At 40.4% G+C, this 12,268-nt stretch carries 8 protein-coding genes; 5 read left to right on the top strand and 3 right to left on the bottom strand.

All coding sequences use genetic code 11. From position 1 onward, the window contains the following. Positions 1-316 precede the first annotated feature (316 nt). From B4N43_RS18570 to B4N43_RS18555, 4 genes are all read left to right on the top strand, one after another. Positions 317-3,313, top strand: a complete 2,997-nt coding sequence (locus B4N43_RS18570) for a SusC/RagA family TonB-linked outer membrane protein (RefSeq protein ID WP_286735839.1) — start codon at positions 317-319, stop codon at positions 3,311-3,313. Between the two features lie 11 nt (positions 3,314-3,324). Continuing rightward, the gene (locus B4N43_RS18565) at positions 3,325-4,971 is read left to right on the top strand and encodes a RagB/SusD family nutrient uptake outer membrane protein (RefSeq protein WP_237242021.1); all 1,647 of its coding nucleotides are present in this window, start codon (positions 3,325-3,327) and stop codon (positions 4,969-4,971) included. Between the two features lie 123 nt (positions 4,972-5,094). After that, positions 5,095-6,309 (top strand): SusE domain-containing protein, encoded by a 1,215-nt coding sequence (locus B4N43_RS18560; protein WP_204990806.1) that lies wholly within the window; start codon positions 5,095-5,097, stop codon positions 6,307-6,309. A gap of 44 nt (positions 6,310-6,353) precedes the next feature. Further along, positions 6,354-7,919, top strand: coding sequence for a DUF4832 domain-containing protein (locus B4N43_RS18555; RefSeq protein WP_239468733.1), 1,566 nt, complete (start codon positions 6,354-6,356; stop codon positions 7,917-7,919). Positions 7,920-8,227: 308 nt separating this feature from the next. On the opposite strand, the gene B4N43_RS18550 is transcribed toward B4N43_RS18555, so the two are convergent. Beyond that, complete coding sequence (locus B4N43_RS18550) at positions 8,228-9,046, bottom strand: hypothetical protein (RefSeq protein WP_112373557.1); 819 nt, start codon at positions 9,044-9,046, stop codon at positions 8,228-8,230. Positions 9,047-9,323: 277 nt separating this feature from the next. Further along, positions 9,324-10,319 (bottom strand): hypothetical protein, encoded by a 996-nt coding sequence (locus B4N43_RS18545; RefSeq protein ID WP_112373556.1) that lies wholly within the window; start codon positions 10,317-10,319, stop codon positions 9,324-9,326. 378 nt (positions 10,320-10,697) lie between these two features. Here B4N43_RS18545 and B4N43_RS18540 point away from each other — a divergent pair, with 378 nt between their 5' ends. Further along, positions 10,698-11,348, top strand: a complete 651-nt coding sequence (locus B4N43_RS18540) for a hypothetical protein (RefSeq protein WP_112373555.1) — start codon at positions 10,698-10,700, stop codon at positions 11,346-11,348. Positions 11,349-11,631: 283 nt separating this feature from the next. Here the strand turns inward: B4N43_RS18540 and B4N43_RS18535 are convergent, their stop codons facing one another. Beyond that, entirely contained in the window at positions 11,632-11,973 is a 342-nt protein-coding gene (locus B4N43_RS18535; RefSeq protein ID WP_112373554.1) for a hypothetical protein, read from the bottom strand. Positions 11,974-12,268: the final 295 nt, after the last annotated feature.

Genomic DNA, 12,268 nt, shown 5'->3' with positions numbered 1-12,268 from the left:
TTAACCAATTTTAAAAAAGCAAAATATGTGTATGAAAATTCTTCCCGACCACGTGATTAGGCTCACGCAGGGTAATCCGAACTCTACAAAAATCAATAGCAACGCGCAACGGAATTTTAGGTTTCGTCAATAAGGACGAAAACGAAGTCTTGCCGTCTGCATTGCGCATGCATTTGCAGCAATGAGATAGTATGTATCACAAAATTTAAATTAAAAATCCAAGCCTATTGAAGCAGACCTATTTTAAACTCATATTCTTTACGAGAAAGGGAAAGTAAAGGACGCAAGTAAATTTTTAACTAACCATTATAAATCAATGATACAAAAGATACATATCTGGCTCAGGAGCTGGATAATGAGTGCTACCCTATCGGTGGTGGCGACTAATTATGCTTATTCGCAAGCAACAGATCAAATAAATGTCAAAGGTCAGGTCACCAATGATGCAGGAGAAGGACTTAAGGGTGTTTCGGTCATGATTAAAGGAGCGAAAACCGGTGTTCAGACAGATGCAAATGGCCGTTATACCATTCTGGCGCCACGCACGGCTACGCTACTTTTTACCTACATTGGTTTTAATAACCAGGAATTAAAGGTCAATCCATCAGGAATCATCAATGTGAAGATGTCAGGAAATAATGTCCTGGATCAGGTTGTGGTCGTAGGGTATGGTACAGCCAAGAAGAAAGATTTAACAGGAGGTTTGGCCGTGGTTGGAAAAGAGCAGCTCAGCATGGTATCTACCTCAAACCTGATGGATCGCTTGGTGGGGCAGGTGGCCGGTTTTTCCATTACGACCGGAGAAGCTGCGCCGGGAGCATCACAGACCCTGTTGATACGGGGTGAAAATTCGATATCGGCCAACAATAGTCCATTGATTATTTTAGATGGTATTCCCTACAGCGGATCCCTGGCAGATATCGATCCCAACAACGTCGAAAACCTTTCGATCTTAAAAGATGCCTCGGCTTCGGCTATCTACGGTTCGCGTGCGGCCAATGGGGTTATTCTGATACAAACCAAAAGGGGGGCGCTGGGTAGAGCTCAGGTAAACTATAAAGGTTTGATCGGCATGGCCGAGCCTATGCAACGCATCAATGTTATGGGGCCAAATGAATATATCCGCTTTCAACAAGATATTGCCCGAATTAGGCAAGGCTATACTGGAGCGCTTTTAGATCCTATCGCCGGGGATATTATTAGCGTAACAGAGCGCGGTAATTATGCGAAAGGCATTACTAACAATTGGCAGGATTACGTCTTTCGAAAAGCCATGACCATGGATCATCAGCTGAGCATTTCCGGTGGAACAGAGAATACAAAATATATGGCTGCCCTTGCAGCTTTGGATCAAGAAGGCGTGGTATACAATTCTAAGTTGTCCCGTTTAAATATTACCACAAATGTGGATCAGACTTTTAATAAATGGTTAACCACTGGTGTTGGCCTGCAATATACCCGGAAAAGCGACGGTGGTATTACGCCAAATTTGGAACATGCCATAAAACAAAGTCCTTATGGGAGCTATAAAGACGAATCGGGGAAGTATGTGCCCGAACCCATGGAGTATTCATTGATCGTCAATCCGATGCGCAACGTCAATGCGATTCAGGATAGGTATAATAACAACTTCTTTCTTTCTGGCTATGCCAATATTTTGCTGCCGGTGGAGGGTCTTTCCTTACGATCAAATTTTGGTTATAATTATCGGAACGGATTTACCGGAACCTATTACGGGCGCAATACCTTTGAAGGTAGGGATCAGGGTACGCAGGCCGGAGGTAGTGCTTCCATTAACAATTCCAACTATAACGATTATACCTGGGAGAACCTGCTCAAATACGAGCGGCAGATCGGCGATCATCGTTTTGATGTGACGGGTTTATTCAGTATGCAAAAAACGAAAAGCTGGTCAACAGCCCAGAGCGGTGCAGGTTTTGTAACCGATGATACCGAATACTTTATGATCGGTTCGGCCAGCCGTCTTGTTTCCAACAGCGCTTCCTTATCGGAATCTGCGATGCTGTCATACATGGGCCGGATAAATTATGCCTACAAAGGCAAGTATCTATTGACCCTGACAGGACGTACAGATGGAGCCTCTGTATTTGGTATTAACAATAAATATGCATTTTTCCCTGTCGCGGCGGCGGCATGGCAAATCGGAGAAGAACGTTTTCTGAAAGATAACGCCAAATGGCTGGACATGCTGAAAATCCGCCTTTCTTATGGTGCCAACGGTAACCAGGCGATTACACCATACCGCACTTTAGACCGCTTATACTCCAATGTAAAATATATCTGGGGCGATGATGGTACTGCCGTTACGACAGCCTATTTGGCCGGTGATGGTGTGGGCAACCCTAATCTGAAATGGGAAACCACCTATTCGACCAACCTGGGGCTGGACTTTCAGTTATTTAATAACAGATTGGGAGGAACTATCGATGCCTATCTTTCTAAAACGAAAGATTTACTGATGACCCGCACCGTACCTATCATGAACGGGTATAATCGCATTTGGGACAATATCGGCGCCACCCAAAATAAAGGTATTGAAGTCACCTTAAACTCGACGAACGTGAAAGGGGAAAATTTTCAATGGAATACGACCGCTGTGTTTTCCTTAAACCGAGACAAAATTGTCGAGTTGAGGGGGGACGGTATCGATGATATTGCCAACAACTGGTTTATTGGTAAGCCATTACGAGTATTCTACGATTATAAAATGATCGGTGTATGGCAAAATGGAGAAACCATTACTGTGGATGGGGCAGCACCCGGAGCTGCCAAGCTGTACGACCGCGACGGTAACGGCAAGATAGAAGCGAGTGACAGGGTGGTCATCGGATCTAAAAATCCACGCTATACAGCATCTTTAGCCAATCGGTTTTCTTACAAAAATTTTTATGCATCTGCGTTGGTAACCGGGGTTTTTGATGTATGGCGCGATGATCACATGGCCAATCTAGGGGCCTGGACTTTCGGGATTACCAACTACGTCCACGATGCTAATTATTGGACACCGGAGAATCCCAATGCGACGATCGTTTCACCCGGCTATCTCAATCCATTGGGGCACGGGTACTATAAAAAGGTGAGCTACGTACAGGTGAAGAACATCACCTTTGGTTATAAATTGCCACACAAAATTGCTAAAAAGGTAGGTGTAAATGGTATTGATATAAACGCCAGCGTCAACAATCTGAATACGATTTCTAATATCAGAGAGGTCCTCAATTACGACAACACCTGGATGGCCTCCTATCCGACGGCACGTTCGTATATGTTTGGCTTAAATGTAAACTTCTAATCGATTAGGACATGAAAATGAAAAATATTATCACAACAAGTTTAGGGCTTATCGTATTGTTCACCTTAGGAGGCTGTAAAAAGTTTCTGGAAGAAGAGCTAAAAACCGAACTGGCCCCCTCCAATACCTATACCAGCACCTACGGTTTCGAGGTGGGGAGTGCTGGTTTGTATACACTCACACGTTCAGAATACAATACCTATGGCGAAGGTGGCGCCTTCATCCATAATGGTGCCTGCCCATATGAAGCTTTACAGGTATCTACAGATATCGCCGATGCCATTAATAGCGATGGCTCACTGACGGCTTTTGCAAACCTTACACTTACTGCCTCAGAACGGTTTGTGGGTACTTACTGGAATTGGGCTTACAACCTCATTTCATCGGCAAACCTGATGCTGGTTTATTCCGAAAAAAATACCAATTGGGATACGCCCCAAGATAAAGCACGTTTTCAGGCTGAAGCCCGCTTCTTTCGGGCATATGCTTACCGTACCTTGGTTTATCTCTATGGCGATGTACCCTATGTAGAAACTATCCTGTATGATTTTCAGCTTAATTTTACCCGTACACCAAAGGCCGAAGTCATCGGCCACATGGTAGACGACCTGAAGTTTGCGGTGGATAACCTGCCTACAAATCCGGACGACGTAAAAGAAGGAAAGCTGACCAAATGGGCCGCAAGTCATTTGCTGAGCGAAATCTACCTATTGCAGGGCAATCATGCCGAAGCAGAAAAGGCCGCATTGGCGGTCATCAATAGTGGGTATTATAACCTTATGAAAAACAGATATGGCGTAAATGGCAGCAAACCAGGCGATGTATTTAGCGATTTATTTCTGGAAAATAACCAAAATAGAAAAAGTGGCAATAAAGAAAGTATCTGGGTATTGCAGTTCCAGTTTAACACGATCGGTGGTGGTACCAATTCGGATGACTGGACGCGTAGGGCTTGGATACCAAATTACTCGACGATTACAGGATTTGTTTTGGCTGACACATTGGGCGGCCGTGGTATTGCACAATTAGTGCCAATGAAGTGGTGGGTAGGCACCACAGGTACCAATGCTACAGGCAATGTCGCTGGTATTTTCGAAGCAAATGATATCCGTAATTCAGGTTATAACATTAAACGCAACTGGTATTACAACAACGCGAATGAGACCTCGCTATATGGTAAAAAAGCCAATATTACCGAACAGACCTGGTTTACGACAAAAAGCTTATTTCCAGCGATTACAAAATTCTTTTACGGACGTACTGAAAATTTAAGTTTGACCGGTAGTTATAAAGATCGTATGAAATTCCGTTTGGCTGAAACCTATCTGTTGCTTGCTGAAGCCTATTTGGGGCAAAATATGCCGGATAAAGCTGCCCAAGCCGTCAATGAAGTGCGGAAAAGAGCTGGAGCGTCCGAAATTACCGGCGCTCAGATGAATATGGATTTCCTGCTCGATGAGCGTATCCGTGAATTAGTTGGTGAAGAAAGCAGAAGATTTACCCTGGTGCGTACCAATACTTTGGTGGAGCGGGTCAAAAAATATAATAATGCGATCAAGGATAAAATTACGGACAACAATATCTTATGGCCTATTCCACAGGTGATCAGGGATGCCAATACAGGGGCGCCGTTCCCACAGAATCCGGGTTATAATTAATGGTTATGGGAGGCTGTCCGAATCCTAATCGTATTTTCGGCAGCTTTCCCATCTGATGACAAAAAAGCAGTTGCGCTAGTCAAGCGCATGATTCTATCCAAACGTTAGCAAAAATATAAATCAATGAAAATCATCAATTATTTATACAAAACCTTATTTTTCTTAAGCATGGTACTTTGCCAGTTATCCTGCAAACAGGAAATTCAGGATATACCTAAAGTCAATGAAACGATGGACCTTCAGCCTTCGTCGGAAAACATTACGCTGGACGAGGTCAATCTGACCAAAGATATCGTCACATTTAACTGGAAGCCCGCTAGGGTACAATCAGATGATCATTTGGTCAGCTACAGTACGATGTTAGATGTGGTGGGGAACAATTTTGGTACCGGTACAGCCATATTTAACTATGAAGACGATAACGTATTGAGCAGAAGCTTTACTTCCGAACAATTACAAAATTGGGCAAATGAAAAGTGGGGCATACCAGCAAATAAGAGCTTTACGCTGGAGTTTAGAGTCGTTGCACAATGGGAGGGCGGTGCTACTTTTGAGGCACCCGAAGTACGTACCGTAAGAATTACAGTAAATCCGATCAAGACGGTTGTTTTTGATGCCGATAAAGTGTTCTTGAGCGGAAGTGCCGTTGGCGGGAGCAAAGTGGAGATGCCAAAAACATTGGAAAATCTGGATCAGTATGCTTATGTATTGAATTTGCAGCCTGGCGAACTGGAAATTCCGGTCGAATTTAACGGTGAAACCAATTATGTTGTTACCTCCGATGGAAGCGCTGAACTAAACGATGGAAATGCCGTTGGCATCAAAATGAGAGAAAACGTATTCTCCTGGAAAATAGCAACTGCGGGCGAGTATCGCGTTGTGGTCAATATGCAAAAAGCGACAGCAACCATTTATTCTCCAGCGAAAGCACTTGCTCCTAAAATAGTGACATGGACAGGGGACCAGCCTTATACGACCACGGTGACGGATTTGTGGATGCACGGAAGTATCAATGGCTGGGGAACTCCGGTAAAAATGGATTGTCAGGTAAGTTTGGCGGATCCGCAGGTTTTGGTCTATACCGGGGGTAAAGTCGGGACCACCAAGTTTATCGTGACCGGAGACAACAGTAATAACAAAAACCTGGCTTATGCTTTTAGTGCTCCGCCTACGAGTGAAGGTGTGGCTCAGACCCTGACGCTTACTTTAGGAAAAGTAGCAGAATTGGGCGGAGGTACCGTTGGCGCCAACCGCAATTCTTATTTTACCATTCCTGCCACGACCAATGTGCTGATTTTTGATCTAAGGAACATGACAATTCTGGGGCTAAAACGGTAAGCAATTGTATCAAAGCATTTAAATTAACTTTAACATTTCTGGAAGTGAAAAACAATATAAACTATAAAAAAGCCTGCCTCAGCGCATTTGCTATCATGCTTTGCTTTCTAGCGGTTTCATGCAAGAAAGATAGTGCTGATAACGAAAAAGATATAGCAGGGACCTTGGTGAAACCCAGCTACAACCGCAGTTCCATGTTTCGTAACCCTTTAAACGGCTGGGTCATGTATGCTTCAGCTTCGGGGACTCCTTCCTATTGGGACACCCAATTCTATGTACCTGACTTAGGTAAAACGGTCAAAGCAATTGACTATGCATCTGCCTGTTATATCCGTACCAGCTGGCGAACTTTTAATCCTGTAGATGGCGTATATGCCTGGAGGGATCCCAGCACGGCAATCTATAAAATGATCAAAGGGGCACAAGATAAAGGATTGCCAATCGCCTTTCGTATCGTCGTCGACGGTCGCGATCAAGGAGCAAATACGCCGCAGTTTGTTTTCGATGCAGGCGCCAAGTATTATGTTGCCAATGCTTCTTTTCCGGATAGAAAAACACCCGTGCTGCAAGATCCTGTTTTTCGGAAATATTATAGCAAGCTGATCGAAGAGTTGGCGAAGGATTTTAATGATTTAAATAAAACCTCCTTTGTCGATGCCTATGGACTCGGTTTGTGGGGGGAGGGACATAGCGTCATTTACGAAGATCCTAATAATCCTTCCGGCCAAAATATTGAGGTAATCAAAGAAGAAGTTGTTGATTGGATTTCAGATGTGTATTCCAAGAACTTTACAAAAGTGCCCTTGCTGATCAATTATCACCGCTTAGTTGGCGACCCTGCGGGCAATGGAGCTCCCAATCCTAATTCGGAGAAGCTATTGAATAAGATGATCAATAAAGGGTACAGCCTGCGTCAGGATGCCTTTGGAATGACCGATTATTATCAAAGCTGGGAGAAGAATTTTGCCAAGGTCTGGAATTTTAAACGCCCGATTATTATGGAAGGTGGTTGGATTACGACTGGTACACACCGTTACTGGACTGATCCAAGCGGTAAATACAGGCAAGACCATCCCGAAGATGTTCGGCAGGGCGAATTTGACAGCTCCTTGGAAGCTGCTGTAAACATGATGGATTTCCGTATCGGTGAAATTGAAAGCTGGTTCACCAAATCTTTTACCTTATGCCAGCGTTTTATTTCTGAAGGTGGCTATCGTTTATATCCCGATCGTATTTATTTACCGGAGAAAGTCAATTCGGGTACTGAAACGACAATTAACCACCGCTGGCGGAATATGGGCTGGGGGTATTTCCCGAATAATATTCCTCAATGGAATTATAAATATAAAGTAGCTTTTGCACTCCTGGACGAAGAAAACAGGGTGAAAAAAGTTTTTGTTGATGATAAAGGAGAACCTTCCGCCTGGCTTAAGAATAATCCAGTCGCATACGAGTTGAAAGCTAATGTCGATGTAGCTGCTGGAAACTATACCTGGGCCGTCGCTATTGTAGATACAACAAATGAAAATCAGCCGGGAATAAGGCTTGCCGTAAATGGCGATATAACTGATTCCGGATGGTTAAAACTATTGGAGGTGCAGGTACAGTGAGATCATTCGCATAAGTTTTAAAAGCCAAAATTAGCGAAAGTTTTTTAGTCAAAAGGGCCTGATATTGATCAGGCCTTTTATTTTAGCGTGTACTTGTACAGTAATTTTTATGATCCTTTTGCGCCCTTTTTTAGTTTTATTATCCAATTTTTATATGCTAAGTCGCGAGTTATGGGCCTATATGTAACTGAATTTTGAGGCAACAAGTTATGGTTTCCGTAATGTATTCTTTTTATACCTTCAATAGATTTGATAAAAAAACAATAGCGATTAAACTTTGATCTAGTTTGCAATATGATTTAGACCGCCTATCGTATCAGTGAAGAGGCGGTTGTGATATCAGAGTTATTTGACGAAATTATACAGGACATGACATATCCATCCTGTTTGACTTTGAGGTACAGATTAGCGCTTGTTACTTTTTTGCTTACGTAAGTGTGTTTGATATTAAATTCGACTTTTCCTGAACCATTGCTGTTGGGTAGGACTTCGATCTGCTCATTTGGACTTTTTAATTGAAATGTTTGCGTAGCATCTAAATAGCCAGTCCCATTTTCAATTTTTTGTAGGGTGTATTTGGTTTTTACCAAAAATTCCTGTTGATCTGCTCCTAAGACTGGAAATGCCACTGTTTCTGTTTTTTCAACTGAATCACCAACTTTCATTGGTTTATTTGGCGTTTTATCTTCAAACTGATTCTGTTCCATTTCGGTTTTTAAATGTTGTTTTTCCAGGGAATCTAGCGTGTTGTTTACTATTGAATCAATCTTTGTTTTGCCATTTTCATCGTAATAGCCATATATCGTAGAGCCACTTAGCGGAGCCTTTAATGGAGTTATTTGCTCGTTAAATTTCATGCTAGTCTCTACAAAAAGTATTTCTGTCTTATAGGGAATTATCTGCTTGACTTCTGCGCCTGTAGAGGTGGTCGATTGGACCTTATTATTTCCTTCCAGATTCATTGTAAAGGGGAATAGTCCCTCCAATTTGCCTGCTGCTTTGGTTTGATATATACCCGTTGTCTCGTACTTTAATTGTGGTTGAGGAAGGTATTTAAAGACAAAGGATTCCTGTGCGTTAACGTACTGCAAAGCAACTAAAAATAATAATGTAAAATAGTAATTCATTTTTGAATTTGTTAATATTCACTAAAGTTAATCAATGGCAATAGTATTTTTATTGCTTAGTACTGTGTTTTTTTTAACGCTCGTTTTCGCTATTTTTCGAGTTTTCCCTATCATGGCTTAAGCGCTGGTTGCTTTTTTAGAGACTATTGAATTTTCACCGTACGATTCCAATTTTTATGTTGATTCTTTCTTTTTGAAATGTAGCTAGTAGCCGTTTTGAACTATTAATGCCACGTCGAGCGATGTGACTTTTTCGGGTTTATGTTCTTTTGTTTCGTTATTTAAAATTTCGATAAGGTAATCCAATGTTTAATCGGGTTAAAAAGTATGCACTCACTGGATTTTTATCTTTGTTCAGAGCTGGAATAAAAAATGAATAATTGTTGACAAGATCAATCTTTAAAGTTTCTACAAAGGATTTTAATGCCGAATCTTCTACTCGAACAGATTGTTTTTCCGGAATTGAATATTCCATATAAGCCTCTAGATGATTAACTTTTCCATTCTTATCGATTACCATTGAAATGGATAAATCAATATCTTCGGGATTAATATCCTTTTTTTGAGCAGCAGCTTTAAGTGAATTTTTTAAGCGCACTACCTTTTCATAAAATTCATTTTTTGGATTGGGTTCTTTTAAAAGGTTCCAGTCGTTGTTAAAATAAACTCTACTGGAACCGTATTTTAATTCCAAGCTATCAACAGCAACTTCATCTAATAATTGGTAGTTATTGACTTGTCTGTCATCGATTTTTTCAACGAGACTATGACTATGGCCGTTAAATTTGATGGGAAACAAGCTGGGGTTTTCAAAAGCAGTATTTGCATTTACGCCTACATAAATTTGATGGTTTTGCATAAAACCAACCATTGGATGCTGATAGAACTGATGATAGTTTTTCGTCAAATCAAGGTTAGCGTTATAATTGTATTTTTCGAATAAAATTGCTGGATAATCTGTGTTGACCTTTAAAATGGTATAGTTTTTAGGGTCGAAAAAATATCTTACCCCTGAAAATGAGTTGTTTTCATATTCTTCCTTCGTATTTACTTTCTTATTCTCAAGAATTACTTTTTTTAATAATCCTATTTCCTTGGAAACAGGACTTCCAAGCGTTATTCTTTTAGGGAATACCTGAAATTTATCAGAATTCTTGTCTGTATTTCTAATTGAATCAATAGCAGTCTCTTTTTGATTCGGCTGACCCGAACAACTGACATGGATTGTCAACAGTATCTTGGCAAAAAATAGTAAGGAAAGGCTCCTTCCCATATGGCTTAAATTTTAGTGTATATCCAATAATACCATTTTATATTCGGATTTATAGTCTAAAAATAATTACGACATCAATCTTTCAATAGAAGGTGTTTTTTGATTTTGATATTGTCTGATGGAGTCTGGGGACAAGCTTTGAGGACAGAAATAAGAAAGGTAATCTAAGTCAGTATGATACTTACTTTATAATACCAGTTTTTAGGTGACTTAAAGTAGTTTAATAGATTGTTTTTTGATAAATTCATCATAAAAATAGGCCTGATCTTAATGTCTAGAATATTTTGAGGGTAGTCTTGTTGGGTTGACTGCTGCTGGAATTGATGAGTAGGAATAATTATTTTACAAAAAATTGAAAATACGCAGGGGATAGAAAAAATGAAATTAATAAAGGGGTTAGGTAAAAAGATTGTAAATCTGTACAACGATTTAAGCGATGCTGATTCGAGCTGGACAAATAGACGCTATGACTTTTATCTTATTTTTGGATCTACAGACGAGCTTAAAGCACCTTGGATACAGACCAATTGGAAACGGGACTTTCAGCCCTACTTTGACTTGCTATTGAAGCAGGTGAATAATTCAAATGAAACGGGGATAAGAGTAGACAAATTCAATTTGGAAAGAAGGATATCTAAAAATAATAATGAGACGTTTATATATCATGCCCCCATTAAAGTTGGACGACTAAAATGGGATGAAAAATCACATGAAAAATGGACTATTTCCGATAACTCAGAAAATTACTTTCAACGGTTTGAACTTTGGTCGCCAATTTGGACAATATGTGAAAGAAGAGATGTGCCTCCAGAAATTTATATAACAATAACTAATCAACGTAGTTTTCAAAATGGATATAAAATTGAGTTTGGCTATTTTATGGTGATTGCAGTTGCGAAAAACTTAAATATTGATTCAAAATCAATACTTAAAGAACTTTCTGAAAAAATAGACTCAAAAGCTACCATTTTCAAGACTCGAAGATGGGGAAAGCCCGAAAAGTTTGGCGACTGGAAATTCCTAAACTAGATTCAGGATACCTATATGGTTTTATACAAGGAAGAAAGTTTGCATACTTTCGACTTCAATAGTTTGGAGTTTCAGCCTCATTGGGAAGTGTTATATAAACATACCTAAATGCCCGATTGCCAGGCTTACGAAGTTTTTTTCAATACGTTTAAAAGTATTCTTTTTTCAGACAAAAGTTAAATATGTTTTATTTCTGACCTAGCCTTTTAAATCAATGCAAAGCGGGGCCTTGGCCCCGCTTATTTTTCAGTACTTATAATTCGAATGAAATATAAGTTGCAGACTATATTCCTAATTCACCATGGGCAAGCATATGTCTGTAAATCGTTCTGCAGTTGTCGAAGAATCCTGAACAGGAATTTTCAACATAGGTTTGCGAAGTAAAGGTGTCAATCACTTGGCCACTAGTATTGTAGACCGTTAGCGTGTAAACACACTTTTTTAGAAATTTTGCATTGCTTTCTTTTGTTGACTCGGTAACTTCAACTTTGTTTGTGGTTTCGGATGCTGTCGAAGTACTTGTTTTTACTTCTGCATTTTCTTTGGGTGCTTTTGTGTCCGTGCCTGCAAAAGCCGCTGTCGATAGCGCAGCTAGGGCTACCAAACTCATCAATAACTTTTTCATTGTTTTTAAGTTTTATTTGTTAAATAATGTATGCCTTTTGGGCATGTTTTAATTATCTGAGAATAAAAGTAATCACAAGAAATTGGACTAGGCTGAGCGATTCGTATTCGTGAGAGTTGATCTCATATTCGCTCTTACTTAGTTGATATTTAGTTTGCCCAGTAAACTGAAAGCCGCTCAAAAATTAGACTGAATATCCGTACAAATTTTCACCTCCCCATTCCTGCCATTCACCGAGTTTTCCCGAACGTTGATCTAAAGACCGTAGTCCAGGGGCGTATTGTGTCGTAGTTTT

Origin of the sequence: Sphingobacterium sp. UBA1897, from assembly GCF_002337775.1 — a bacterium.
In the GTDB taxonomy this organism is placed as follows: Bacteria; Bacteroidota; Bacteroidia; order Sphingobacteriales; family Sphingobacteriaceae; genus Sphingobacterium; species Sphingobacterium siyangense.
Note: the sequence above shows the minus strand (reverse complement) of the source record. Positions and strands in the feature narration are given on the sequence as shown.